Here is a 26,417-nt window from a genome sequence, read left to right as displayed (position 1 = left end):
ATAGATAAATAGACAAATCTGCAAGGTGTCTAGATGAGCGATAGAACCGCCCTCAACGGCGATCCAAAACAGGCTGCGCGCAAGGCGTGGATGAGCCTGCTGGCCAAAGCGCCAGAGGCGCAGGTGCTGGCCCTTTGGGGGGAACGCCCCGCCCCCGATCACCAGATGCTGCGCACACCCGAACTTGGCAGCACCATGGTGCGCGGCCGCATTGGCGCCACCGGCAATGCTTTTAACCTTGGCGAAATGACGATAACCCGCTGTTCGGTCCAACTAAGCGATGGGCCTATTGGCCACGCCTATGTGCAGGGCCGCAGCAAGGAAAAGGCGCGGATTGCAGCACTGGTGGACGCCATGATGCAAACCGATGCTGCCGAGTCGATCCATGCCGAGATTCTGACGCCCTTGGCCGAAGCACGCGCCAGCGCCAAAGCCGTCCGCGCCGCCAAAGCCGCCGCGACTAAGGTCGATTTCTTCACCATGGCGAGAGGAGAGGACTGATGCAGACCCTTACCCAAACTCTGGCCCAAACCCCAACCTTGAGCGGTGGTTTCACCGAGGCCCCACAGCAATCCGCCCGCGCCTTTCGCGCGGTGATGAATGTTATGGCTCGTCCCGGTATGATCGAAACGCTGGACCTCGCCTTGCCCCCCGCGCCCTTATCTGTAGCCGCAGGCACGCTGGCGCTGACGTTGCTGGACCACAACACGCCAGTCTATCTGGCGGGGAAATGGGACTGCGCGGCCGTGCGCGACTGGCTGACATTTCACACCAGCGCACCTTTCGCAACTGCGGAAGAGGCCGATTTTGCCTTTGGAGACTGGGACGCGCTGCAGCCTGTCAGTGCCTACCGCATCGGCACGCCAGAATACCCCGACCGCAGCGCGACACTGGTGGTAGAGATGACAGCGCTCTCCAACACCGGCGCCATCCTGACCGGCCCCGGCATCAAGGACAGCGCGCAGCTGTCTCTACCTGACGTCGCCGCTGCCCGCGCCAACACTGCACTGTTCCCTCTTGGCTATGACTTGTTTTTATGCGCAGGCGACCAACTGGCCGCCCTGCCCCGTTCCACCAAGGTGAGGACCGTCTGATGTATGTAGCTGTTAAAGGCGGCGAAAAGGCCATTGATGCCGCCCACGCCTGGCTGGCGGAAGAACGCCGTGGGGATACCGCCATCGCCGAACTGTCCGTCGCACAGATCCGCGAACAACTGGCGCTGTCCGTGAACCGCGTGATGGCCGAAGGATCGCTGTATGATCCCGATCTGGCCGCGCTGGCGATCAAACAGGCCCGTGGCGATCTGATCGAAGCTGTGTTCCTGATCCGCGCCTACCGCACCACGTTGCCGCGTTTCGGCGCCACCCTGCCGGTGGAAACCGCCGAGATGACCTGCGACCGTCGTGTCAGTGCCACCTTCAAGGATGCGCCAGGCGGTCAGGTTCTGGGCCCGACGTTTGACTACACACACCGCCTGCTGGATTTCAAACTGGCCGCCGATGGTGAACTGGCCAAAGCACCGACGCGCGATGCCCCGCAAGAAGCAACGCCGCATATCACCACCTTCCTCAAGCAAGAGGGTGTGATCCAGACAGAGGTAGACACAGGCGAGACCCCCCGCGACCTGACCCGCGAACCACTGGAACTGCCTGCTGATCGCGCGCTGCGTCTTCAGGCACTGACCCGTGGAGATGAAGGTTTTGTCCTTGGCATGGCCTATTCCACCCAGCGTGGCTATGCACGCAACCACGCCTTTGTTGGCGAATTGCGCATCGGCACCTGTGCGGTAGAGATGGAGATCCCCGAGCTGGGATTTGCCATAGAGGTGGGCGAGGTTGAGCTGACCGAATGTGAAACCGTGAACCAATTCACCGGATCCAAAACCGAACCGCCACAGTTCACCCGTGGCTACGGTCTGGTCTTCGGTCAGTCGGAGCGCAAGTCGATCTCGATGGCGCTGGTTGATCGCGCCTTGCGTTGGGAAGAGCTGGGCGAGGACAACATGGGCGCCCCGGCGCAGGACGTTGAATTTGTCCTCTACCACGCGGACAATATTCAGGCGACCGGCTTCCTCGAACATATCAAGCTGCCGCATTACGTCGATTTCCAGTCCGAACTGGAACTGGTGCGTAAACTGCGTGCAGAGGCCGAGGCGAACATCGCCCCGCAACAGGAGGCGGCGGAATGAGCGTGACCGCGAAACCCACCGTCGTTGTCTTTGACATCGGCAAGGTGCTGGTCAACTGGCAGCCGGAATTGGCCTGGGCCGATCAGTTTGACGATCTGGCGGCCATCCACGCCTTTATGCAGCGTGTCGATTTCTACGACCGCAATCTACGCGGTGACAACGGCGAAACCTTCGCCGATATGGCACAGGAACTGGCGGATCCCGCAGACCAGCGGCGACTGGCGGATTATGTGCCAAACTATGCCAGAACCGTGCAAAACGCGGTGGCTGGCACGTGGGAGATCTTGGACGATCTGAAATCCCGTGGCGTGCCGGTGCATGCGATCACCAACTGGTCGGCAGAGACATGGCCCGAGGGCCTGAAAGCTCACCCGCGACTGGATGAGGTGTTTGGCACCCTCGTCATCTCTGGCCGTGAAGGCGTGATCAAACCCGACCGCCGCATCTTCGACATTCTGTGTGACCGCGCAAATGTGGCACCCGAAGACTGCGTTTTCATTGATGACAGCCCCAAAAACGTCGACGGCGCACGCGCGGCGGGTTGGGATGCCATCCACTTCACCGGGGCGGATGCCCTGCGCACGGCACTGGAACAAAGGGGCCTGCTATGAGCGACTATAACTTCGCCTATCTTGACGAACAGACCAAGCGGATGATCCGCCGCGCCATCCTAAAGGGGTTGGCCGTGCCGGGCTATCAGGTGCCGTTCGCCAGCCGTGAAATGCCGATGCCTTATGGCTGGGGCACCGGTGGCGTGCAGGTGTCTGCCGCGGTTCTGTGCCCAGAGGACACGATGAAGGTCATCGACCAAGGCGCTGACGACACCACCAACGCCGTATCGATCCGCAAGTTTTTTGAGAAGACGGCAGAGGTCGCCACCACCGAAACAACGAAGGAGGCGGACGTGATCCAAACCCGCCACCGCATCCCCGAACAGGACCTGCGCGAGGATCAGATCCTTGTCTATCAGGTGCCGATCCCCGAACCCCTGCGTTTTCTGGAACCCAGTGAGGTCGAGACGCGCAAAATGCACGCGCTAGAGGAATACGGGCTGATGCATGTGAAACTCTACGAGGACATCGCGCGCAACGGCGCCATCGCCACCTCCTACGCCTATCCGGTGAAGGTGGAGGGGCGCTATGTCATGGATCCCTCCCCAATCCCGAAGTTTGACAACCCGAAACTGGAAATGGCTGCGGTGCAGCTGTTCGGCGCGGGCCGTGAACAGCGCATCTATGCTCTGCCACCCTACACGCAGGTCGTCAGTCTGGATTTTGAGGATCACCCATTTGATCCGTCAAAGGCCGATCACCCCTGTGGCCTCTGCGGCAGCGAAGACAGCTATCTGGATGAGGTCATCATGGATGACAGCGGCAGCCGGATGTTTGTTTGTTCCGATACCGATTACTGCCAGTCGCGCCGTGCGGCTGGCCACGTGGGGCACCAAGGTGTGCCGTTTGAAGAGGTTTCAGCATGACCCCGCTTTTGCAAGTGCGTGACATCGCAAAGTTCTACGGCGGCCGCGTGGGCTGCACCAATGTGTCCTTTGACCTCTATCCCGGTGAGGTTTTGGGCATCGTGGGCGAATCTGGGTCAGGCAAATCCACACTACTGAACTGTCTGGCCGGACATCTGGCGCCTGATCAAGGTGAGGTGCTGTTTGACACCCGCGCAGATGGGCAGCGTGATACCGTGACCATGTCGGAACCCGAGCGGCGGATGCTGGGGCGGACCGATTGGGCCTTTGTTCACCAGCACGCCCGTGACGGGTTGCGCATGGGTGTCAGTGCCGGTGGCAACGTGGGAGAACGGCTGATGGCTGTCGGCGCACGAAACTACGGCAACATCCGCACACAGGCGCTAGATTGGCTGGAACGGGTCGAAATTGCAGGTGACCGCATTGATGACCGCCCCAGCGCCTTTTCCGGCGGCATGCAGCAGCGGCTGCAAATCGCGCGCAATCTGGTCACCGGCCCGCGTCTGGTCTTTATGGATGAACCAACAGGCGGTTTGGACGTTTCGGTGCAGGCACGCCTCCTTGACCTCTTGCGCGGCCTGGTGCGTGACATGGGGCTGAGCGCCATAATCGTCACTCACGATCTGGCGGTGGTACGCCTGCTGGCAGATCGTCTGATGGTGATGAAATCGGGGCATGTGGTCGAACAGGGGCTGACTGATCAGGTTCTGGATGATCCGCAGCATGGCTATACGCAGTTGCTGGTCAGTTCGGTTCTGCAGGTTTGATAGGGGGAAGCACAATGATTGAGATTCGGAACCTTGAGAAAAGCTTTGTCCTTCACAATCAGGGCGCAGCGGTGATCCCTGTGATGGCAGGCGCGCATCTGGATGTGTCGGCGGGCGAATGCGTGGCGCTGACCGGCGCGTCGGGCGCGGGAAAATCCACTTTGATGCGAATGATCTACGGCAATTATCTGGCCAATGGTGGGTCCATTAAAGTGGGCGACGTGGATGTCGCCCGCGCCGAGCCGCGTGAGATCCTGACACTTCGCCGCGAGGTTCTGGGCTATGTCAGCCAGTTCCTGCGCGTGGTGCCACGGGTGCCAACGCTAAGTGTTGTGGCAGAGCCGCTGTTGGCGCTGGGCACGCCGGTGGAAGAGGCAGAGGCACGGGCCCAAGACCTGCTGGCACAACTCAATATCCCCGAACGCCTGTGGTCGCTGTCACCCACTACCTTCTCCGGTGGCGAACAGCAGCGGGTGAACATCGCCCGTGGCTTTGCCCACCGCTATCCGGCCCTGCTGCTGGATGAACCCACGGCATCTCTGGATGCCAAAAACCGTGAAGTGGTGCTGTCGCTAATTGAGGATGCAAAAGCCGGCGGCGCCGCGATTATCGGGATTTTCCATGATGAGGCCGCGCGCGATCGTGTTTGTGATCGGGTGGTGGACGTAACTGGGTTCACCCCCGTGCGTGCCGCATGACCCAAACAGAGCCACAGGGACGTTTCATCGCCGTGGTCGGCCCGTCAGGCGTGGGCAAGGACAGTGTGATGGATGCCTATTGCGCCGTCCATCCGACCGTCCTGCGCACGCGGCGGGTGATCACCCGCTCGGCTGAGGCTGTGGGGGAGGACTCTGACGCAGTTTCCGTGACCGAGTTTCAGGCGATGGAAGCCGCAGGGGAATTTGCGCTGCACTGGCAGGCACACGGGTTGTATTATGGCATCCCCACAGGCGTGGATGCAGCACTTGCAGAGGGACGCGATGTGATGGCGAATCTGTCCCGTTCGGTGCTGCCGGTACTGACTGAACGGTTTGAGCGCTCTGCGATCCTGCTAATCACTGCACCCGAAGAGGTGCTGGCCGCCCGTCTGGCCGCCCGTGGCCGTGAAAGCGTGGAAGAGCAGGCGCGCCGCCTGAAACGGGCACAGTTTCAGATCGCTGAGGGGCTAAACCCGATCGTGATCAAAAATGACGGCCCGCTGTCGCAGGCCATCGCGCAGATCGACGCCGCGCTTCAGCCGGAAAGGGCGTAACGGTGGATCAGATGGAACATGCCCTCTTGATCTTCACCCACAAGGCAGAGGTCACGAATGACAAACGGGCGCGGCAGGATCGGGGTCAGCAATGGCTCCATACGCTTCCGTATGTTTTCAAGCTGCGCTTTGGGAACCTTGCCCGTCATTGTCAGGTGAAAACGAAATTCTTCCATCACATACGGATAACCCCACTGCGCCAGCAACGCCTCCTGCCGTTCACTCAGGCGGGACTGGCGACGCTTGGCCAGTTCGGCCGCGTTCAGCGGCGCGCGAAACGGGTCCAGCGCGGCAACCGTGGCACCCGCAAGATCATTCAACGCCATTGCGTTCCCCTGAACGGTCAGCGCCAAAAACCGGCCCAGCGACGTCAGCTGCAACTCATCCAGAACCACCGGCGCGCGGGTGGCGCAAAAAGCCTGCGTCGCTTCCATCAGCGCCTCAACCGTCATCCCATCAGCCAGACGAAAGGGCGGCTTGACCGTCCCATGCAGCCCGTATTTACGCGGCACATCAGTAAGGGCGGCTACATCCAAACCCTCAACGACCGGATGATCTACAGCCGCCCCAGCGGCCAGATCCCAGCCCAGCCAACTGGCACCGAAATCAGCCAAGTCTCCCGCTTCGGGGGCGTAATAGATGGCATAGCGCTTAAACTCGCTTACAGATTTGGTCACAGGGCTGGCCTCACCTTTTCTTAACTTCGACAATAGCGGCCCAGATGCCGCGCAAAGGTAACGCGACCATGACAAAAGAGCAGATCTTCGCCAATGCCAATATCGTTCTACCAGATCACGTGATCCACGGTGCCGTCACCGTGCGCGACGGCGTAATCACCGCAATCGACACCGGCACCTCCGTGCCAGCAGGGGCAGAAGATTTCGACGGCGACCTGTTATGCCCCGGTCTGGTAGAACTGCACACCGACAATTTGGAACGTCACATTCAGCCACGTCCAAAAGTCGACTGGCCCCATGCCGCCGCCCTAGTAGCACATGACGCAGAACTGGCCAGTACTGGCATCACCACTGTCTTTGACGCGATGCGCGTCGGATCCGTCCCGACGGGCAAAGGACGCTATAGTGCCTACGCCCGCGCGCTAGCGACCGAATTGCTGGATATGCGCAGCGCCGGTGCGCTGAAGATCAGCCACTACCTGCACCTGCGGGCAGAGGTCTGTTCTGAAACGCTGGAAGAGGAAATGGCCGCCTTTGGACCAGAGGATCGCGTGGGCATCATCAGCCTAATGGATCACACCCCCGGTCAGCGACAGTTTCGCGATATCAGCAAGCTGAAAACCTATGTGATGGGCAAAAACAACCTGAATGAAGAAGAGTTCGCCGATCACGTCGCCAACCTGCAGGATATGCGCGCCCGCAATGGCGACCGCCATGAGGCCATCGCGGTGGCGGAGGCAAAACGATACGGTGCCGTATTGGCCAGTCACGATGACACCACCCGTGGTCATGTGGAAACCTCAGCGCGCCATGGCATTCATCTGGCAGAATTTCCCACCACAGTTGAGGCCGCGCAGGCCTGCCGCGATCACGGGATTGCCGTGATGATGGGGGCGCCGAACCTGATCCGTGGTGGATCGCATTCGGGCAACGTTGCGGCGGGCGAGCTGGCCGAACTGGATCTGTTGGACATCATATCGTCTGACTATGTTCCAGCCGCGCTTTTGGCCGCCGGTCTGCTCTTGGGCGATATGTGGGGCAATACAGCGCGGGGGATCAAGACGATCACCCAGACGCCAGCGCGCGCCAGCGGGCTCAAGGATCGCGGCGACATCGCCATTGGGCAGCGGGCTGACATGATCCGCGTCAAACGCATCACCAATGCGCCCGTACTGCGTGGTACTTGGGTACAGGGCAACCGCGTCGCCTGATCGGCGCGTGGGGCGGCTGGCAGGGCTAGGCTATCGCAGCGGCGCTTGCCCATCAGGGCCAAAGCGCATAGCGTCGCGTCAGTTTTGCACCGGAACGCGCTATGGCCCCGCCCCCCCAAAAATTGCCTGATCATGTGCCAATCGACTTGGCGGACTACATAAAATCCCTTGACCTGCTACCGCAGAATGCAGTCTGGCATCCGTTGCAAGGGGGGCAAACAAACCGGCTATGGCACCTTTGCGGTGGCGGGGCGCAGATCGTGGTGAAACTGTTCAGCGCCTCCGGCGCAACCCCGCTGTTTCCCAATGATCCAGCCCAAGAGGCTGTAATGTTACGCCATCTCGCGCCACAGGATTTGGCGCCCGCGCTGCTGCATTCCGGCCAGTGTGCGGTTGGAGCGGTTCTGATCTATGCTCATCAGGAGGGAACCCCTTGGCAGACGGACGCCGCACGCGCCGGTCAATTGCTGCGGCGGTTGCATCTGTCACCGGCCCCGACAGGCCTGCGCCAGATCCTCGGTGGTTCAGCAATGGTCGAGGCGCAGGTGACACAGATGTTGCCGCAGTTAGGTGCTCCATTGCAGGAACAACTGACCCGACTGAAACCACAGACAACGATCACAGGCAGCGATCTCACCTGCCTGCTGCATGGTGATCCGGTGCCTGGCAATATTCTGACGGGCAACCACCCTGCGCAGGACATGCTGATCGACTGGCAATGCCCCGCCATCGGTGATCCGGTGGAAGATCTGGCGATATTCCTATCCCCTGCGATGCAACAGATCTATCGCGGTCGCGTCCTGACAGCAGCAGAGCAAAGAGCGTTTCTGGCAGGCTATGGCAATGACGCCATTCACCCGCGGATAAAGGCAATGGCCCCCTGGCATCACTGGCGCATGGCGACCTATTGCGGATGGAAGTCTAAACAGGGCAGCGCGGCTTACACGGCGGCCCTGCCCCTTGAGCTGGCGGCGTTAGAGCACTGCGCCAATCAGATGCAGTAAAGCACCAAACCACTCGACAATGCGCCCAAGACAACGCCTCCACCCAGCCACACAAGACGAGAGCGCGTAGAGGTTCCAACAGGCAGCGCCTCTTCCTGCGTCTGACGGATCAACGCAGCTTCTACCAACTCTGGAAGGCGGGGACCGAAACGGCCCAGCACCACGGCGGTTTTGGCCAGATCGGACAGCGCAGCGCGGGGGCCAATGCTGCCTTTGATGTAATCTTCGACTACCGGTTTGGCCACGTCCCAGATGTTAATCTCGGGGTGCAGCGAACGCGCGACACCTTCGACGACAACCATTGTACGCTGCAACAGGATCAGTTCGGTGCGGGTTTCCATGCCGAACCGCTCTGTCACCTCAAACAGATAGTTCAGCAACCGCCCCATCGAAATCTGGGTGGCGTCCATGCCAAAAATCGGCTCACCCACCGCACGCAGGGCGCGGGCAAACTCATCAACGTCCTGATCAGCGGGCACATAGCCTGCCTCAAAATGGACCTGCGCCACACGTTTGTAGTCACGGCGAATGAAACCATAGAGAATCTCGGCATAGACCCGACGGGTGTATTCATCGATCTGACCCATGATGCCAAAGTCATAGGCGATGATGTCACCATTTGCGGCGACCTTCAGGTTGCCCTGATGCATATCGGCGTGGAAGAAACCGTCGCGCAGCGCATGGCTGAGGAACAGCTGCAGCACCCGTTCGCCAATCGCACGGCGATCCAGCCCGGCAGCGTCCAGCGCGTCATTGTCGCCCAAGGGCAGACCATCGGCCCAATCCATTGTCATGATCTGACGACCAGACAGCCCCCAGCGCACCTGCGGCAGCTGGAACCCTTCGTCCTTTTCGGTGTTGGCCTGAAATTCAGACGCCGATGCCGCCTCAAGGCGCAGGTCCAGCTCACCCTTCACCACGCCCTCGAAGTGTTCGATCACATCCCGCGGACGCAACCGGCGCGAGGCGGGCGACAGCAACTGAATCGTGTCTGCCGCAAGATAGAACGCATCGATATCCTTCTGAAACGCACGCACGATACCGGGGCGCAGCACCTTCACCGCGACCTCTTCGCCCGTATCCACACGCCGCGCACGGTGCACCTGCGCGATAGAGGCGGCGGCAACAGGATCGCTAAATTCAGAATAGACTTCTTCCAGTGGGCGGCCCAGTTCCTCTTCGACGCAGTGACGGGCCTCCTCAATGGAAAACGGTGGCAGCTGGTCCTGCAACACGCGCAGTTGCTGGGCCATTTCGGGGCCAACAACATCGGGACGGGTCGAAAGGATCTGACCGAACTTAATATAAGCCGGTCCCAGCGCAGTGATCGCGCGGGTCACCGGTGGCATGTTGGGATCACCCTTGTATCCCAACCAGCGAAACGGCCATGCCAGCACGCGGGCAGCGATGCGGATCGCGCGCGGCGCATCGACAGCATCCAGCGCCTGCCCCATTGCGCCAGTACGTTCAAAGGTAGCGCCGGTGCGGACCAGACGCCAAATGTTATGTGGTCCACGCATCGCTTAGATCTTCCACCCCGAATGCAGACAAGCAATGCCCATGGTCAGATTGCGATACTTGGCGTTTTCAAACCCTGCCTGTTTCACCATACTCAGGAAGGTGTCCTGATCAGGAAACTTGCGGATCGATTCGACCAAATACTGATAGCTGTCACTGTCACCCGCGATCACCTGACCCATTTTGGGGATGATGTTGAAGGAATAGAGGTCATAAACCTTCTGCATCATCTCATTAGGGATCTGGCTAAACTCCAGCACCATCAGACGCCCGCCGGGTTTCAGCACGCGATAGGCCTCGTTCAGCGCCTCCTGCGGGCGGGTCACGTTTCGAATGCCAAAGCTGATGGTGTAGGTGTCAAAGGTGTTATCTGGAAACGGCAGCGCCATTGCATCGCCAGTGACCCAATCCAGACTGTCGGCCATCTGATCCGCCTCTGCCCGCTGGCGCCCTGCAATCAGCATCGGTTCGGTCAGATCGCAGACGGTGGCATGGCCATGGCCTGCACGTTTCAGGTAACGAAAGGAAATATCCCCTGTACCGCCTGCAACATCCAGCAGCTTGGTCCCCGGACGCGGGGCAATCCAATCCATCATCGCATCCTTCCAAATGCGGTGGATGCCCATGCTCATCGCGTCGTTCATCACGTCATATTTCGACGCCACAGAGCCAAAGACCCCCTGAACCCGTCCGGCCTTTTCCGACTCGGGCACGGTTTCAAAACCAAAGTGAGTGGTGTTTTCGCTGTTCTGGGTCATAGGCCTTGCCAGTCCGTTAATCTCCCCTTTCTTATAGAGTGCTCACAGGGCGCTGCAATGCGCCTATCTGTCATTGGAGTCACGAATGCCTGAATTGCCCGAAGTTGAAACCGTGATGCGCGGCCTTGCCCCCTCGATGGAGGGCGCGGTGATCGCGCGGGCACAGGTGAACCGTCCCGATCTGCGCTGGCCGTTTCCCGACCGGATGGCGGATCGGCTGATGGGGCAACGAGTAGATCGTCTGCGGCGGCGATCAAAATATATCCTCGTCGATCTGGCGTCAGGAGAAACGTTGCTAATCCATTTAGGGATGTCGGGGCGGATGCTGGTGTCCGGTGATCCGTTAGGCCAGTTTGTGCATGACCATCCGACGGCGGAAAAGCACGATCATGTGGTGCTAGACATGGACAATGGCGCGCGCATCACCTTCAATGATCCGCGTCGGTTCGGGGCGATGGACCTGCTGGACACCGCCACGGCAGAGGACAGCAAGCTCCTCAGCGTGCTGGGGCCGGAACCACTGGGCAACCAGTTTTCCGAACAGCACCTGATCAACGCCTTTGAAAACAAGAAAAGCCCAGTAAAGACCGCACTGCTTGATCAGGGAATCATCGCAGGCCTCGGCAACATCTATGTCTGTGAAACCCTCTACCGTGCTGGCATCAGCCCCAAGCGCAAAGCAGGCGCCATCGCTCAGCAGAAAGTTGCCGGTTTGGTGCCAATTATCCGCGAAGTGCTGCAGGATGCGATTGCGGCGGGCGGCTCCTCCCTCAAAGACTTTCGCAGTGCAGGCGGCGAATTGGGTTATTTTCAACACCAGTTTGACGTCTACGATCGCGAAGGCAAACCCTGTAAACGCAAGGGCTGCACAGGCACCGTGCAACGTGTGGTTCAATCGGGCAGATCCAGTTTTTACTGCCCCACTTGTCAAAGATAGCTTGATCCGGGCGACGGTATTGGCCAGTAATCAGCACTGACCGGAACAATGGAAAGCTGAATTCATGGCCTATGAGACGATCATCGTCGAAGTAGAAGACCACATCGCACTGATCAAGCTGAACCGCCCTGACGCTATGAACGCGCTCAGCGCGCAGTTGATGAGCGAACTTGCTGATGCGATGAAATCCGCACAGACAAATGACAAAGTGCGTTGCATCGTCCTCACTGGCAGCGAAAAGGCGTTCGCCGCCGGCGCTGACATCAAGATGATGAGTGAAAAGACCTACACAGAGGTTTTCACCGAAGATCTGTTTGGCGCTGAATGCGCCGAAATCACCAATGTCCGCAAACCGGTGATCGCTGCCGTCTCCGGCTATGCGCTGGGCGGGGGCTGTGAACTGGCGATGATGTGTGACTTCATCATCTGTTCCGACACCGCCAAATTTGGCCAGCCCGAGGTGAACCTGGGCGTGATGGCCGGCATCGGTGGCACCCAGCGTCTGACTCATGCCATTGGCAAAGCCAAGGCGATGGATATGAACCTGACGGGCCGCTTTATGGATGCTGAAGAGGCAGAGCGCGCAGGCCTTGTCAGCCGCGTCGTACCCGCCAAGAAGCTGATGGACGAAGCGATGAGCGCCGCTGGCAAAATCGCTGAAAAGGGTATGGTGTCGCTGATGGCCATCAAAGAGGCGGTGAACCAGTCCTTTGAAATGCCGCTGGATCAGGGCCTCTTGTTTGAACGCCGCCTGTTCCACTCGCTCTTTGCGACCGAGGATCAGAAAGAAGGCATGGCCGCTTTTGTGGACAAGCGCACCCCGCAGTTCCGCGACAAGTAACACGATCGCCCCCTACCCCAAAGGTTAGGACATATAAAAATAAGGGAAACGGGCGGCCTGACTGCCCGTTTTTCAGTTGCATCCCGGCGAATCTTAGCTAAAAGGGCGCCAGACATGCGCGTGAAGCCCGCTCTGGCTAGATGATTCCCGACAGAACTCTGCTGTCAGGTGGGGCACGTGCTGATTACATCTAACCCCGAACCATAGGGACCATCGCAATGGCAAACTCGCCTCAGGCAAAAAAACGCGCCCGTCAGAACGAAACCCGTTTTGCAGTAAACAAAGCACGTCGTTCTCGCATCCGCACCTTCCTGCGCAAAGTTGAAGAAGCAATCGCATCCGGCGACAAAGAGGCAGCAACTGCCGCTCTGCGCGAATGCCAGCCCGAACTGATGCGTGGCGTTTCTAAAGGCGTATTTCACAAGAACACCGCATCGCGTAAAATGTCGCGCCTCGCGTCCCGCGTGAAGGCTCTGGGCTAACAGCACCCCAGCAATGCGCTGTAAACAAATGAAAAAGGCGTCACCCTACGGTGGCGTCTTTTTTCATTCTGGTTGAGATAAATTCTATCGATGGGTGCAGGCAAATTTCGGCCGAGAGATTCTTTTTCGGATTCTCGGAGTCAAGCCCAGAAGTTCAGTTGCGACTCGAGGCGCCGAGTTGATACCTTCTCCCTACAGCGATTCCACATCGCCTTGGGGGGACAGGCGCCTAAGTGATTCCATTCGACTGCGAATGGTACCATGAGGGTTTCATCGGCTCCGTGTGAGGGTTGTTCAAGCAGTGAACAACGTATTGCGCGGCACCTTAGGCTATTGCCGCCGGTCCTAATGTAAAGACGCGCTTTCAGCGCACCATAGGCATGTCCGTTGGGGGACAGGCATGCGCAGATCGTGGTGTGTGGCGTGACGTTCGGTCCAGATCTGGACGATCTAACCGTTGCAACAATGCTGCAACGGAAAGGATTGTTTTTGTCTGAGGCCAAGTTGGTACGAGTTTTGCGGCGCAGGTAGAGCGTCGACAGAAGATATGGCGAAGATTAGACAGGCTGGGATTAGGGGAATATGACGCAGGATCAGTGGGGCCAACTCAAACAAAACCTATTGAACACAGTAGGTAAGAACAATTTCGCAACATGGATCGAACCACTCGAATTTGTCGAGATCGTCGATGGTGTTGCCAGCTTCCATGCACCGACAACCTTTCTGGGCAATTATGTCTCGCAGAACTTCGGCGACCTGATTGTCCACAAGCTGAACGAAGGTGGCGCAAACGTGCGTCGCATCCATTTCCGCGTGGGCACCACCAACACACCACGCGCTAAAGCCTCCGCGGCGCGCCCTGCTGCAGCGCCCGCCGCTTATGAAACCGTTACCGCATCGGCCACCGCCCAGCCCCGTCTGGCCGATACCCCCGAAACCATCCGCCCTGCCACGATCGATTCTGTAACCGACGCCCCCTCTGGCACGACCATCGCGCAGGACCTACTGCCCGGCGCCCCACTTGATGCGCGGTTCACCTTTGACACCTTTGTGGTGGGCAAGCCAAACGAACTGGCCCACGCCGCCGCGCGTCGCGTCGCCGAAGGTGGTCCCGTCACTTTTAACCCGCTGTTTCTTTATGGCGGTGTTGGCCTTGGTAAAACCCACCTGATGCACGCCATCGCATGGGAACTGCAGACCAAACGCCCCGACCTCAACGTGGTTTACCTGTCGGCTGAACAATTCATGTACCGTTTCGTTCAAGCGCTGCGCGACCGCAAGATGATGGACTTCAAACAGCTTTTCCGTTCGGTTGACGTTCTAATGGTCGACGATGTGCAATTCATCGCTGGCAAAGACAGCACACAAGAAGAGTTCTTCCATACTTTCAACGCGCTGGTTGATCAGAACAAACAGATCATCATTTCGGCGGATCGCGCGCCGGGTGAAATCAAAGATCTGGAAGATCGAATCAAATCGCGTCTGCAGTGTGGTCTGGTTGTTGACCTGCACCCCACCGACTATGAACTGCGCCTCGGCATTCTGCAGTCCAAGGTCGAGCAGCACTCGCAACAATACCCCGGTCTGGAACTGGCACCCGGTGTGCTGGAGTTTCTTGCCCACCGCATCAGCACCAACGTTCGTGTGCTGGAAGGTGCGCTGACCCGTCTGTTCGCATTCGCGTCTCTGGTTGGCCGCCCGATCACCATGGAACTGACACAGGATTGTCTGGCCGACGTGCTGCGCGCATCCGAGCGCAAGATCACCGTAGAAGAGATCCAGCGTAAGGTTTCTGAACATTACAATATCCGCCTGTCCGACATGATCGGCCCCAAGCGTGTGCGCACCTATGCCCGCCCGCGTCAGGTGGCAATGTACCTGTGCAAGCAGTTGACCAGCCGCTCGCTACCAGAAATCGGGCGTCGCTTCGGTGGTCGTGACCACACCACAGTGATGCACGGGGTGAAACGCATCGAGGAATTGCGCCAGCAGGACGGCCAGATCGCCGAAGATCTGGAACTGCTGCGCCGCGCACTGGAAGCATAAAGTGCAGACCGATACAGCCCGGTAACGACAAAACCGTCACCGGAACCGCACAATTGGGCGTCGCAGCATCCGCTTGCGGCGCCCATCTACTTGACGGCCCCGCCAAACACCCCCAGAAACCAAGAAAAGGCTTGAGGCCGCACGAGATTGCGATACTTTGCATCCCCCGGGCATCCCCCCGGAACGGCCACACAGGGATAGGAGCGAGGGAATGAAATTCAGCATCGAACGCGGGACACTTCTGAAGGCCGTCTCTCAGGCGCAATCAGTTGTCGAGCGCCGCAACACCATTCCGATTCTGGCAAATGTCCTCATCGAGGCAGAAGGCGACACCGTCCAGTTCCGCGCCACGGATCTGGACATCGAAGTCGTGGATAAAGCCACCGCGCAGGTGGAAAAAGCCGGGGCCACCACAGTGTCCGCAGTGACACTGCATGAAATCGTTCGCAAACTGCCTGACGGCGCACTGGTCACCCTGACAGAAGACGGTGTTGCCGGTCGCCTGACTGTTGAGGCGGGCCGCTCGAACTTCAACCTCGCAACCCTGCCGAAGGAAGATTTCCCTGTCATGGCCAGCGCGGAATATGCCAGCAACTTCTCGGCGCCCGCGCCGATGCTGCGCCGCCTGTTCGATAAATCGAAATTCGCCATCTCAACCGAGGAAACCCGGTATTATCTGAACGGTGTGTATCTGCACGTTGCAGACGCCGACGGCGGCAAGGTCCTGCGCGCCGTGGCCACCGATGGTCACCGTCTGGCTCGCATTGACGCCGACTTGCCAATGGATTCGGGCGACATGCCCGGCGTCATTGTGCCGCGCAAAACCGTGGGTGAGCTGCGCAAGCTGCTTGATGACGACGACATGCTGATCGCGGTGTCTGTAAGCGAAACGAAGATCCGCTTCGCAACCCCTAACATCACCCTGACCTCCAAAGTCATCGACGGCACCTTCCCCGACTACAGCCGCGTCATTCCAATGGGCAACACCCGCAAGATGGAAGTGGACGCCTCTGAATTCGCATCTGCCGTCGACCGTGTGGCCACCGTTTCGTCCGAACGCTCGCGTGCCGTGAAAATGTCGCTGGAAGAGGATCGCCTGATCCTGTCCGTCAACGCACCCGACAGTGGCGCCGCCGAAGAAGAGCTGGCCGTCGCCTACAGCGACGAACGGCTAGAGATCGGCTTTAATGCAAAATATCTGCTGGAGATTGCCAGTCAGGTTGATCGCGAAAACGCGGTCTTTATGTTCAACTCCTCCGGTGATCCGACCCTGATGCGAGAGGGCAGTGATACCTCTGCCGTCTATGTCGTGATGCCGATGCGCGTCTGACCCAAACGGTCCCGCTGGCGGGGTTTCCTCCAAACTCCGCTGGCGTTTTCTGGTCCAGAAAACGCCCTCTATGGCAGAACTTGCACTTAAATCCCTCACCTTATCCCATTTTCGGTCGCACAAGCGGGCGAAGATTGACTGTGATGGCCGGCCTGTAGCCATCTATGGCGGCAATGGTGCCGGCAAGACCAGTATTTTAGAAGCGGTCTCGCTCTTTTCGCCCGGTCGGGGCTTGCGCCGTGCCTCGGCAGAGGAGATGACGCGCCGCCCAGAAGCGTTGGGGTGGAAACTGACCGGCTTGCTGCACCGCGACAGCCAAGTCTCCGATATTGAGATCTGGTCCGAAGGTGGTGCGGCGCGGCAGCTGAAGATCGACAGCAAATCACAGCCGCAGCTGGAACTGGCCAAACAGGCGCGGATCCTGTGGCTGATCCCGTCGATGGACAGACTATGGATCGAAGGCGCCGAAGGCCGCCGCCGCTTTCTGGACCGTATGGCGCTGTCATTTTTCCCAAACCACGGCGAGGCGACGCTGGCCTATGAAAAAGCGATGCGCGAACGCAACCGTCTGCTGAAGGATCAGCAGCGCGATGCCTTTTGGTACAAGGCGCTAGAAGCGCAGATGGCCGAACATGGTGCGGTCATTCATGACAACCGCCAGCGCAGCCTTGCCTTCATCGCAGCCGCGCAGATGCGGGCGGAAACCGCCTTTCCCACTGCGGATCTGGAACTGACCCAAAGCGAAGGTGAAATGCCACAAAACGCGGATGACTTACTAACCGCACTGTCCGAAAGCCGGTTCCGCGACCTGAGCGCAGGACGCACGCTAATCGGACCGCATCGCACCGACCTTTATGGTGTTTTCGCCGCCAAGGGCGTTCCGGCAAAGGATTGTTCAACAGGGGAGCAAAAGGCCCTGCTTGTCTCGTTGATCCTGGCCAATGCGCGGGCACTGGCAGATCAGATCGGTATGCCGCCAATCCTGTTACTGGATGAAGTCGCAGCGCATCTGGACGCTACCCGCCTGGCCGCGCTTTATGATGAGATTTGCGGTTTTGGAGCCCAGGCGTGGATGACCGGCACGGGACCGGAACTGTTCAATAAGCTGGGCGATCGCGCACAGTATCTGGAGGTGCGCGATGACGCCGGCACCTCAACCGTGATCCAGCATTAACACCTAGCGCAGCAACCCGTTTCCACGCCCACAGCAAGCCCTGAAACACACCACCAAACACAGCCACGACAGCACGCCTTGCCATTGGCCCAAAATCGCCTAAGGGGCGTGACATCCCACCTCAGGTTTCGTATATCTTTTGGACCCAAGAAGTAGGAAGGCCGGCATGTCCGACACCGAGCAAAACTCGCAAGAATACGGCGCAGATTCCATTAAGGTTCTCAAAGGCTTGGAGGCGGTTCGCAAACGCCCCGGCATGTATATTGGTGATACCGACGATGGGTCGGGCCTGCACCATATGGTCTATGAGGTGGTGGATAACGGCATCGACGAAGCGTTGGCGAAACACGCCGACTTCGTACAGGTGAAAATCCACGCCGACAGCTCTGTTTCTGTGCGCGACAACGGTCGTGGTATTCCCGTCGACATCCACGAGGAAGAAGGCGTCTCTGCGGCGGAGGTCATCATGACTCAGCTGCACGCTGGTGGTAAGTTTGACAGCAACTCCTACAAGGTTTCGGGTGGTCTACACGGCGTGGGCGTGTCCGTTGTGAACGCCCTGTCGGTCTGGCTGGAACTGCGCATCTGGCGCAACGGCAAGGAACATTGGGCCAAGTTTGAGCATGGCGAATGCACCGAACACCTGCGTGTTGTCGGTGAGGCCGAGGGCGAAAAGGGCACCGAGGTGCGTTTCCTTGCGTCGACCGATACTTTCTCGAACCTGGAATATTCGTTTGAAACGCTGGAAAAGCGTCTGCGCGAACTGGCATTCCTGAACTCTGGCGTGCGGATTATCCTGGAAGATGAACGCCCCGCCGAGGCGCTGCGCACCGAGCTGTACTACGACGGCGGTGTGAAAGAGTTTGTGAAATACCTCGACCGCTCCAAAACCTCCCTGATGGAGGATCCGATTTATGTGCGCGGCGAAAAAGATGACATCGGCATTGAACTGGCGATGTGGTGGAATGACAGCTACCACGAAACCGTGCTGCCCTTTACCAACAACATCCCACAGCGTGATGGCGGCACCCACCTTGCCGGTTTCCGTGGCGCCCTGACCCGGACCCTGTCGAAATACGCGCAGGACAACGGTATCGGCAAAAAGGAAAAGGTCAGCTTCACCGGCGATGACGCCCGCGAAGGCCTGACCTGCGTTCTGTCGGTGAAGGTGCCGGATCCCAAATTCTCGTCCCAGACCAAGGACAAACTGGTGTCCTCCGAGGTACGCCCTGCGGTGGAATCGCTGGCGGGTGAAAAACTGGCCGAATGGTTTGAGGAAAACCCAAACACCGCGAAAATGATCGTATCCAAGATCATTGAGGCCGCATTGGCCCGCGAAGCCGCGCGGAAGGCACGCGAACTGACCCGCCGCAAAACCGCGATGGATGTGAACTTCCTCGCCGGTAAGCTAAAAGACTGTTCGGAAAAAGATCCATCCAAAACCGAAGTCTTCCTGGTGGAGGGTGACTCGGCCGGTGGATCTGCGCAAACAGGCCGTGACCGGCTGACACAGGCGATCCTGCCCCTGCGTGGAAAAATCCTGAACGTTGAACGCGCCCGTTTTGACAAGATGCTCAGCAGCCAAGAGATCGGCAACCTTGTCATGGCACTGGGAACCGGGATTGGCCGGGATGAATTCAACCTGGACAAACTGCGCTACCACAAGATCGTCATCATGACCGATGCGGACGTTGATGGTGCCCACATTCGGACACTTCTGCTGACCTTCTTCTACCGCCAGATGCCCGAGCTGATCGAGGCGGGCCACCTCTATATCGCGCAGCCGCCGCTTTATAAGGTCAGCCGGGGCAAATCCGAGGTCTACCTGAAGGATCAGGCGGCATTGGATGATTACCTGATCGAACAGGGCATTCAGGACACGGTTCTGAAACTGGGCAATGGCATGGAAATGGCCGGTGCTGATCTGAAACGTGTGGTCGAAGAGGCGCGCAGCCTGAAACGTCTGCTGGATGCCTTCCCCACCCATTACCCGCGCCACATCCTGGAACAGGCTGCTATTGCCGGCGCCTTTGTCCCCGGTGCGGTGGATGCTGACCTACAAGGCGTGGCTGACAAGGTCGCCAAGCGTCTGGACGAAATTGCGCTGGAATATGAGCGCGGCTGGCAGGGTCGGATCACTCAGGATCACGGCATCCGTCTGGCCCGCATCCTGCGCGGCGTTGAGGAAGTGCGCACGCTGGATGGCCCGATGCTGCGCTCGGGCGAGGCCCGCAAAACCGGCAGCTTTACTCAAAACCTGCAAGAGGTTTACAGCCAAACCGGTACCCTGCACCGCAAGGACCGTAGCGTGCTGATCCACGGCCCGCTGGGTCTGTTGGACGCGATCCTGAAAGAGGGTGAAAAAGGTCTGTCACTGCAACGCTACAAGGGTCTGGGCGAAATGAACCCTGATCAGCTGTGGGAAACCACGCTGGACCCAGAGGCCCGCACCTTCCTGCAAGTGCAGATTGAGGACATGACCGAAGCGGACGACATATTCACCAAGCTGATGGGTGACGTGGTAGAACCTCGCCGCGAATTCATCCAACAAAACGCGCTGAGCGTGGAAAATCTGGATTTCTAATCTGCTGTAGGATGCTCCACAATCGTTCGCGACACCCATAAGCGTTCGCGAAGCACGCAAAGTCGTTCGCTTTTATGAAATTGGGCGAGTTTCGGGACAGGCAAAAATGCCCCGAAATTCGCCAAAATCTGAAGAATTGACGAAGTCGGACGTCAGCTTTGTTGGCACCGCCAATATTCTTCATTGAGCTGTGCTTTTCGAGGCGAGTCTGCCTTTGCTGACCTATGCATTGGTGCCATTGCATTCAATGCAATTGAGGTTCAAGCCAGCCCACTTCTGGTTTGGCCCACTTGCTGAGACGCCTTGATCCAACAGGTTGGGCGCAACCTGGCATCGTGTCAAACCGCTCGTTAAAGCAATGCGCACCGCATCGCGCTTGAATTCTTCGCTGTGCCCATTTGCCATTTCCGTTCTCCTTGTCGGCAAAATACCAAGTCCAAGGAACGGAACAATTCCGTGACAAGTCCAAATCCAGCACAGACCCAATCGGTTCCGGAATCTTCGTTTAGTCAGAGCGGTGAGGTCCGGCGCCCAACAGCTGCACATAAGGCAACCTCAAAATAGGATTTGCCCTCAACGCACTCGTTATCTTCGCCATGCTTGCCCGGTCGGGGCTTGGCATCATGTCGATGTTCGTGCTCAGCCGTATGATCGGCATCTGTACCGTCATTCCCGGCGGGATTTCCAGACTGAGTACAATCAGATCAGTGATTGTGCCTATATCATCGAAAGCGATGTGACGTTAACCGCCATAGTACCCATCGTAACGCCCGCCCTGTTGCCCGCCTTCAAAACAACTCAGAACCCCCATCACCACCGCACCTTCGGGCAAGGCATCGCGCAGATGCGCCATCGTTGTGCGCAGCTCGGCCTGAGTAGATTCAGCAAACCGCACACAGACCACCGCAGCATCTACCATCGGGGCGATATATTGCGTGTCAACCACCGGCAGCAACGGCGCGGTGTCGATCACCACGATGTCAAAAGCCCCGCGTGCATTTTCGACCAGATTTCGGAAAGCCACCGATTGCAGCGGCGCGTCGGTGGGCACATTGGCGCGACGTCCCCCCAGGATAATGCCCAGCTTGCTCAGTGGATCCAGCACATAGAACTGCGCATCCGCCGCAGGCGTGGCGGTCTGAGGACGACCTTCAGACGGATCGCCCGGTGCCGCTGCAGATAGGCTTTTCGGTGTTCCACCGACCGGTTCTTGGGGTGGGTTTGGGGGCAGATCCTGCGCCAGATCATAGGATTGCAAATATTCCAGCAGCCCCATCTCTGGCTCTTCTTTAACGAAACTATGGATGCTGGGTTTGCGCAGGTCTGCATCGATCAACAACGTCCGCTTGCCCGCCAAGGCGTAGGTACGCGCCAGCGACAGCGCAGAGGTTGATTTGCCCTCTGCCGGAATGGCCGATGTCACCAGTATGACGGCCCCCCGCGTTGCCGACACATCTGCGACTTTATCCTTGCGGCGACCCAATCCCTGATCAAGGCCTGCGCGCAATTTGCGAAACGCCTCGGCGAACTGACTCATCTGTTCGACGACAACCTTATCGGCCAGCGTGCGACCCTCAGTCCCACCGTTGACCCGTGGCACCACCGCGCCAACCTTGGCACCGATCACGTTGGCGAGCTGATTTGCAGAGGTCACGCCGCCAAAGTAGAACTCTTTCACCAACGCCAAGGCGACGCCCAGACCCAAACCCAGCAACAGCGCCACACCGATCACCAATTCCGGTTTCGGATAGGATGGGCTGTTAGGCCGCAACGCCTCTGCAACCAGTTGACTGTCTGCGACCTGCACCACTGCCTGAGCCTCAAAATCGCGCAGGCGATTGATCATTTGATCATACTGGCGCTGCGAAATCAGTGCGTCCTGATTGAGTGCGTAAACCTCTGTCAGCGTCTGCGCGCTAAGGCCCGCCTGCGTCAGCTCTTTCTGGATGCGGTCCAGTACACCGTCCTGATCCTGACGGACCTGCCGCACCTCCCCCTGCAATCCGGCGACAGAGGCGGCGGCGCGCGCTTCCAGATCGGCCTCCAGCCGCGCAATCTCTGACTCCAGGTCTAATGCCTTTTGATGGTCCAGCGTGCTGCCCTGCAGCCGGGTGCGCAGGGCCTGACGTTCCTCTTCCAACGACTGCAGGCTCTGATCCCCGATCTGCGCTGCCAGCTGTTCCCAGTTGCGCCGACCAAATGCACCGTCCGCCTGCAACAGCAGATCCTCAGCCTGAGCCAACCGATCAACGCTGGTTTTGAAATTCGCACTCAGGACGTTGAGGGTTTCGGAATTGGCTTCAACGGTCAGCCGATCCAGATTGTCCGAAACATAGACGCGCAGTGCTGCATTGCTGACCGACAGCCGCCGCTCAGCCTTGGTGACCTCATTGCGCAGCACCTCACTGGCCATTGCCGCCGCCTCCACCCGCGCGGCGACCTGATCACTGATGTAGATGCGGGCATGCGTATTAGCCAGATCAGCTGCCATATCGGGATCTGCGCTGGTGACAGAAACCGCGACCAGATAGGTCAGCCCCTTGCGCCGCACGGTAAGCACGTCAAAGAAACGCTCCAACGTCTGGTTGGTCAGTTGCGTGGGCGACGGCATGCGCCGCAACTCTAACCCGACGGCCAACCGCGCCTTGTCCAGCAGGCTGACAGTCGGCCCAAACTCCTCCGTTTTGTGCAACTGCCGCTCTGCGATGGTCTGTAGCCCTAACCGCGATGAACGCAAAATCTCCACCTCTGTATCAAGGCGCGAGGTTTCAACAGCCGCATTGCTGCGCGCTGCTACCTCTGGGTCCAACAAGTTGGTTTCCTGCGGATCAATCCGCACCAGCGCCGTCGCAGTGTAAAGCGGCGTGGCCCGCACCACATAGACAAAGGCCAGTGTCAGCAAGAGCAGAACAGTCATCAGGATCAAACGCCCCTGACGCCGTAGGATCGCCAATGTTTCGCGGATATCAACCATGTCTTCGCGGGGTTGGGTCATTTTCTAAATACCTTAAGTGAAATGGGGCGGTGCACTGTCGACCAGCAACACCTTATGGGAGGAGACGGAAGGCGAGGCGTTGGCGTCATCCGATAGAATGCGCAGCGCCGCGAGACGGCCGGTACGATAGCTGCCCAGATCCAGCGCAATTGTTTGGGAAGTCTGTTGCACCTCTGGTACCGGAACATGGCCGTGCACCAGCGTTAGAGCCTGTTCCGCCCCAACAGGCCGCGGCCCCCACAGCAGTGTCTGCGGATCCTGCGCAGCGGCAGTACGACCTGTATCATAGCCCGCGTGGGCAAAACGGTAGCGTCCCATTTCCAACCCGAAGGCCAGCGTCGCCAGAAACTGTCGGTGCGCCTGTGGCACCGATAACGCCAACCGATGTTTCAACAGGGCAATGTCTGCCGCCGGATCTTCGTCCGGCACAATGGCGATCCCGTAGGAGCGCAGCGTTTCTAACCCACCGCAGGTCAGCCATTCCAAATGGCGGGCCGGATCACGCAGAAACTGCAGGAACATCCATTCGTGATTGCCCGACAATACCAGCCGTTGAAAACCTTGAGGCGCCGGTGCCAGCATCCGCGCCACCACACCGGCGCTGTCGGGGCCACGGTCAATCAGATCGCCCAGCATCACGATCAGCTTTACCCCGGCTATCGCCGCGCCATCGGCCACGATCTGCGCCTCCAGCGCCTCATAGAGGGCAAGTTGGCCATGCACATCCCCAACCGCATAAACCGCAGCTGGTGGAGTCGCCAAACGCAGGATATGCGGCGCAACCGCAGCGTGGCGCACGGCGGGGACGTTTGCGGCGCGACGGCGAAACCAGTTCATGCGTCCCCCCGTGCGCCAGACGGCAGGCCCAGCGCCACCAGCGCGACAAAAAGATAGGTGTTTGCCGCAATCTCCAGACTGAAATCGACCAGGGCATGCACCGCTGTTAATACAATAACCGCCGTTGCAATCGCTGCCGGCAAGATGTCGCGCTCTGCCCCATTTAGACCCTGAACCACCCAATAAAGAAGAGTTGCGACCAACAGAAGCGTCACAGAGCCAAACCCAACTCCGTATTCGACCCACAGCGTCAGATAGGTGTTGTGCGGTGCCTGCCAAGTCAGGTCCGGGCGCAACCCTTCACTGCGGTAGAGCTCAAACGCCAGCGGATAGCTGTCCACCCCATAGCCCCACCACGGGTTCGCGGCGATCATCTGCCATGTCTGACGGAACAGCTCTGGCCGCGCCTCGCCTTCTGCAAGGGCAAAGAACAGCCGTTCCACTGTCACCGACTGCCCGCTCAACACCGCACCCGCAATCAGCACCAACAGACCTGCCAGCGTCCCCAGACCGATACGCCACAGCGCAACCCTATGCTGATACAGCATCAAGGCACTGACGCTGCCAACGCCTAAACAGCCGACCAACGCCCCCATGCGCGATCCTGTCGCCGCCAAAGTCGCCAAAACCACCACCAGCCCCCCCAGTTGCAACGCCACCGACGTGGGCATCCGCCTGCGCCGCGCCGACCGCTGGGTTGGGCGCAGCAGGGCCACCCACATCAAACCGGTCCCAACCGTGGCCCCCATAGCCAGATAGGTGGCAAAAGAGTTGCGGTTGATGAAGGTGCCCGTAGCCATACCGTGATAGGCCACCTTCTCGGTGAACAAGAGTTGGTCCTGCAACACAGAGAGGGAAATCAGCGCCCAGATCGCATGCAGAACAACTCCCGCGTAAATCCAGCGCAGCATCTGCACCGCGCGTCGTCGATTGTGACAACACTCCACCACCAAAATGAACAGCGCCGCGTAGGATATCAGCCGCAACACAGCCAATTCCGTCGCCGGTCGCGTCATCGTCCCAAGACGCGGCGGCGCGCCCGCAGCCACGTCCGGTAGCCGCAAAAGGTCATGCGGCAACAACTGCGCCATCGCGCTCAGGATAACCAGTGCGCCCAGCGCTAGTGAAAGCCTATACTGGCGCAGCGCTGACGGGCGCAACGGATCATAGTGGGCCACAGCCCCCATATAGACCGCACAGAGCAACGTTAGAAACAGCGCCGCGACCAGCCAACTGAGGCTGTTGTTGGCGCCAAAAGGCACCGCAATCAACGTAAGGAAAATCGCCAGTATCGGCGCGAGACGCCCGTTCAATCGGCTGATCACTGCCGCGCGTGCACGCCCGTCCCAGCGTTTCAATGGGATGACGTCATAAACGATCGGCATTTCTGCGGCTGCCCCTGTGCCTATCCCTGTCCCTGTCCCAATAGAAACGGCAGGCGCAGGCGGCGTATTCGACCTGATTTTGCGGGGCTGTGTCGTGGTGAAATCCATCCTCACAGCCCTCTGCTACGCTGCCGGATATCATTCAAAAACTGCGCCTTCTGTCGCGCAGGAGCAGCCTCAAGATGAATAATCATCCAATCACGCGCCTGCGGGTTCTGGTCGTAAAGTTGTGCTAACAGCGGGCGATATCTGTCAGTTGCCAGAACCAATCGCTGATCCTTGACCAACGCCTCTTGCTCATCTGGCGCGCGAGCCAGCCCCCCCCACAACGGCAGGGCAAAACGCAGCCGACGCGCGGCAAGCCAGCCTTCCTCTGGGGCAAAACGCTGCGCGGTGTGATAGGCAGCGCGCGCCTGTTCCTCTGCGTTGCGCAGCGCATAAACCTCGGCGCGGATCAGATGCGCAATCGCAACTGTCGGGGCACCGCGCAACACATCGTCAGCAAAAGACAGACAGGGAACGGTAACGTTCCGACGCACCGCAGGCGTCGCCAGTTGCAAATAGACAGAAGACAGCAAATCCTCACAACGCACCAAGAGCTGCTGTTGTTGTTTCCAACCACGCGGGCGCGGGATGTCTATCGCTTGCTTGCGTGCTTGCAACAGCGTCGACGGAACATCAAAGACTGTGCCCTGCAGTCCCTTTGCTTCATCAACAAAAAGGCGCAGCGCTACGGCCGCAGCCAACACAAAGCCACCAACAAGCCCCCACCGCCAAACGGATAGAGTTTTAGTCTTTCGCCACATCCGACCCCTCTTTTCCCACCTAATCCCGCCTCATTCAGACGCGATCCTGTCCGTACAAGACACTGCCCCACCCCCAACGTGCGGCACCGCCCTACCAAAGGCTGCCAACACCAGACCGATGCGCCGTTGCAGACTGTGCGCGGCCTCT

At 59.0% G+C, this 26,417-nt stretch carries 24 protein-coding genes and 1 pseudogene; 17 read left to right on the top strand and 8 right to left on the bottom strand.

Annotated elements, in window-relative coordinates; translation table 11 throughout:
• Window positions 1-33 precede the first annotated feature (33 nt).
• From phnG to phnN, 8 genes are read left to right on the top strand one after another with little or no spacing between them, the layout of a single operon-like run.
• A complete protein-coding gene (gene phnG / locus MHM86_RS10820; protein ID WP_239199124.1) occupies window positions 34-501 on the top strand; it encodes a phosphonate C-P lyase system protein PhnG in 468 nt (155 codons plus the stop codon).
• A complete protein-coding gene (gene phnH / locus MHM86_RS10815; RefSeq protein WP_239199121.1) occupies window positions 501-1,094 on the top strand; it encodes a phosphonate C-P lyase system protein PhnH in 594 nt (197 codons plus the stop codon). Before phnG ends, phnH begins: the two co-directional genes overlap by 1 nt.
• Window positions 1,094-2,188 carry a carbon-phosphorus lyase complex subunit PhnI gene (locus MHM86_RS10810; protein ID WP_239199118.1) on the top strand — a complete coding sequence of 365 codons (1,095 nt, stop codon included), beginning with the start codon at window positions 1,094-1,096 and terminating at the stop codon, window positions 2,186-2,188. Before phnH ends, MHM86_RS10810 begins: the two co-directional genes overlap by 1 nt.
• Complete coding sequence (locus tag MHM86_RS10805; RefSeq protein WP_239199115.1) at window positions 2,185-2,799, top strand: HAD family phosphatase; 615 nt, start codon at window positions 2,185-2,187, stop codon at window positions 2,797-2,799. The genes MHM86_RS10810 and MHM86_RS10805 overlap by 4 nt, the downstream gene beginning before the upstream one ends.
• Entirely contained in the window at window positions 2,796-3,665 is an 870-nt protein-coding gene (locus MHM86_RS10800; RefSeq protein ID WP_239199112.1) for an alpha-D-ribose 1-methylphosphonate 5-phosphate C-P-lyase PhnJ, read from the top strand. The genes MHM86_RS10805 and MHM86_RS10800 overlap by 4 nt, the downstream gene beginning before the upstream one ends.
• Window positions 3,662-4,432 carry a phosphonate C-P lyase system protein PhnK gene (gene phnK / locus MHM86_RS10795; protein WP_239199109.1) on the top strand — a complete coding sequence of 257 codons (771 nt, stop codon included), beginning with the start codon at window positions 3,662-3,664 and terminating at the stop codon, window positions 4,430-4,432. The genes MHM86_RS10800 and phnK overlap by 4 nt, the downstream gene beginning before the upstream one ends.
• Window positions 4,433-4,446: 14 nt before the next feature.
• Window positions 4,447-5,130 (top strand): phosphonate C-P lyase system protein PhnL, encoded by a 684-nt coding sequence (gene phnL / locus MHM86_RS10790; RefSeq protein ID WP_239199106.1) that lies wholly within the window; start codon window positions 4,447-4,449, stop codon window positions 5,128-5,130.
• On the top strand, window positions 5,127-5,684 hold the full coding sequence (phnN, locus tag MHM86_RS10785) for a phosphonate metabolism protein/1,5-bisphosphokinase (PRPP-forming) PhnN (RefSeq protein ID WP_239199103.1): 558 nt from the start codon (window positions 5,127-5,129) through the stop codon (window positions 5,682-5,684). Before phnL ends, phnN begins: the two co-directional genes overlap by 4 nt.
• Here phnN and MHM86_RS10780 read toward each other — a convergent pair.
• The gene (locus tag MHM86_RS10780) at window positions 5,666-6,361 is read right to left on the bottom strand and encodes a DUF1045 domain-containing protein (protein ID WP_239199101.1); all 696 of its coding nucleotides are present in this window, start codon (window positions 6,359-6,361) and stop codon (window positions 5,666-5,668) included. The two genes, phnN and MHM86_RS10780, sit on opposite strands and share 19 nt — an antisense overlap.
• Before the next feature lie 68 nt (window positions 6,362-6,429).
• Here MHM86_RS10780 and MHM86_RS10775 point away from each other — a divergent pair, with 68 nt between their 5' ends.
• Window positions 6,430-7,572: an alpha-D-ribose 1-methylphosphonate 5-triphosphate diphosphatase gene (locus MHM86_RS10775; protein WP_239199099.1), complete on the top strand. Its 1,143-nt coding sequence runs from the start codon at window positions 6,430-6,432 to the stop codon at window positions 7,570-7,572.
• Window positions 7,573-7,673: 101 nt separating this feature from the next.
• Window positions 7,674-8,576, top strand: coding sequence for a phosphotransferase family protein (locus tag MHM86_RS10770; RefSeq protein WP_239199096.1), 903 nt, complete (start codon window positions 7,674-7,676; stop codon window positions 8,574-8,576).
• Here MHM86_RS10770 and ubiB read toward each other — a convergent pair.
• Complete coding sequence (gene ubiB / locus MHM86_RS10765; protein ID WP_239199093.1) at window positions 8,564-10,096, bottom strand: 2-polyprenylphenol 6-hydroxylase; 1,533 nt, start codon at window positions 10,094-10,096, stop codon at window positions 8,564-8,566. The two genes, MHM86_RS10770 and ubiB, sit on opposite strands and share 13 nt — an antisense overlap.
• 3 nt (window positions 10,097-10,099) lie before the next feature.
• Entirely contained in the window at window positions 10,100-10,852 is a 753-nt protein-coding gene (ubiE, locus tag MHM86_RS10760; RefSeq protein WP_239199090.1) for a bifunctional demethylmenaquinone methyltransferase/2-methoxy-6-polyprenyl-1,4-benzoquinol methylase UbiE, read from the bottom strand.
• Window positions 10,853-10,937: 85 nt separating this feature from the next.
• Here ubiE and mutM point away from each other — a divergent pair, with 85 nt between their 5' ends.
• The 7 genes from mutM to gyrB all read left to right on the top strand — a co-directional run bounded on the left by mutM (window position 10,938) and on the right by gyrB (window position 20,246).
• Window positions 10,938-11,789 carry a bifunctional DNA-formamidopyrimidine glycosylase/DNA-(apurinic or apyrimidinic site) lyase gene (gene mutM, locus MHM86_RS10755; protein WP_239199087.1) on the top strand — a complete coding sequence of 284 codons (852 nt, stop codon included), beginning with the start codon at window positions 10,938-10,940 and terminating at the stop codon, window positions 11,787-11,789.
• 64 nt (window positions 11,790-11,853) lie between these two features.
• The gene (locus MHM86_RS10750) at window positions 11,854-12,630 is read left to right on the top strand and encodes an enoyl-CoA hydratase (RefSeq protein ID WP_239199084.1); all 777 of its coding nucleotides are present in this window, start codon (window positions 11,854-11,856) and stop codon (window positions 12,628-12,630) included.
• A gap of 218 nt (window positions 12,631-12,848) precedes the next feature.
• Window positions 12,849-13,112, top strand: a complete 264-nt coding sequence (gene rpsT / locus MHM86_RS10745; RefSeq protein ID WP_239199081.1) for a 30S ribosomal protein S20 — start codon at window positions 12,849-12,851, stop codon at window positions 13,110-13,112.
• 582 nt (window positions 13,113-13,694) lie between these two features.
• Window positions 13,695-15,158, top strand: a complete 1,464-nt coding sequence (gene dnaA, locus MHM86_RS10740; RefSeq protein ID WP_239199078.1) for a chromosomal replication initiator protein DnaA — start codon at window positions 13,695-13,697, stop codon at window positions 15,156-15,158.
• 211 nt (window positions 15,159-15,369) lie between these two features.
• Window positions 15,370-16,488 (top strand): DNA polymerase III subunit beta, encoded by a 1,119-nt coding sequence (gene dnaN, locus MHM86_RS10735; RefSeq protein WP_239199075.1) that lies wholly within the window; start codon window positions 15,370-15,372, stop codon window positions 16,486-16,488.
• Window positions 16,489-16,558: 70 nt separating this feature from the next.
• Window positions 16,559-17,662 (top strand): DNA replication/repair protein RecF, encoded by a 1,104-nt coding sequence (gene recF, locus MHM86_RS10730; protein ID WP_239199072.1) that lies wholly within the window; start codon window positions 16,559-16,561, stop codon window positions 17,660-17,662.
• Window positions 17,663-17,828: 166 nt separating this feature from the next.
• Entirely contained in the window at window positions 17,829-20,246 is a 2,418-nt protein-coding gene (gene gyrB, locus MHM86_RS10725) for a DNA topoisomerase (ATP-hydrolyzing) subunit B (protein WP_239199069.1), read from the top strand.
• Between the two features lie 270 nt (window positions 20,247-20,516).
• Here the strand turns inward: gyrB and MHM86_RS17150 are convergent.
• The 5 genes and pseudogenes from MHM86_RS17150 to MHM86_RS10705 all read right to left on the bottom strand — a co-directional run.
• Window positions 20,517-20,651, bottom strand: a pseudogene (locus MHM86_RS17150) (IS3 family transposase); the annotation flags it as partial.
• A 337-nt stretch (window positions 20,652-20,988) separates the two neighbouring features.
• Window positions 20,989-23,241, bottom strand: coding sequence for a GNVR domain-containing protein (locus tag MHM86_RS10720; protein ID WP_239199066.1), 2,253 nt, complete (start codon window positions 23,239-23,241; stop codon window positions 20,989-20,991).
• Between the two features lie 12 nt (window positions 23,242-23,253).
• Window positions 23,254-24,078 (bottom strand): metallophosphoesterase, encoded by an 825-nt coding sequence (locus tag MHM86_RS10715; RefSeq protein ID WP_239199063.1) that lies wholly within the window; start codon window positions 24,076-24,078, stop codon window positions 23,254-23,256.
• Window positions 24,075-25,463: an O-antigen ligase gene (locus MHM86_RS10710; RefSeq protein WP_239199060.1), complete on the bottom strand. Its 1,389-nt coding sequence runs from the start codon at window positions 25,461-25,463 to the stop codon at window positions 24,075-24,077. Before MHM86_RS10710 ends, MHM86_RS10715 begins: the two co-directional genes overlap by 4 nt.
• A 110-nt stretch (window positions 25,464-25,573) precedes the next feature.
• A complete protein-coding gene (locus tag MHM86_RS10705; protein ID WP_239199057.1) occupies window positions 25,574-26,269 on the bottom strand; it encodes a hypothetical protein in 696 nt (231 codons plus the stop codon).
• Between the last annotated feature and the right edge of the window lie 148 nt (window positions 26,270-26,417).

This window comes from Thalassobius sp. Cn5-15, assembly GCF_022347685.1.
Lineage (GTDB): Bacteria > Pseudomonadota > Alphaproteobacteria > Rhodobacterales > Rhodobacteraceae > Thalassobius.
Note: the sequence above shows the minus strand (reverse complement) of the source record. Positions and strands in the feature narration are given on the sequence as shown.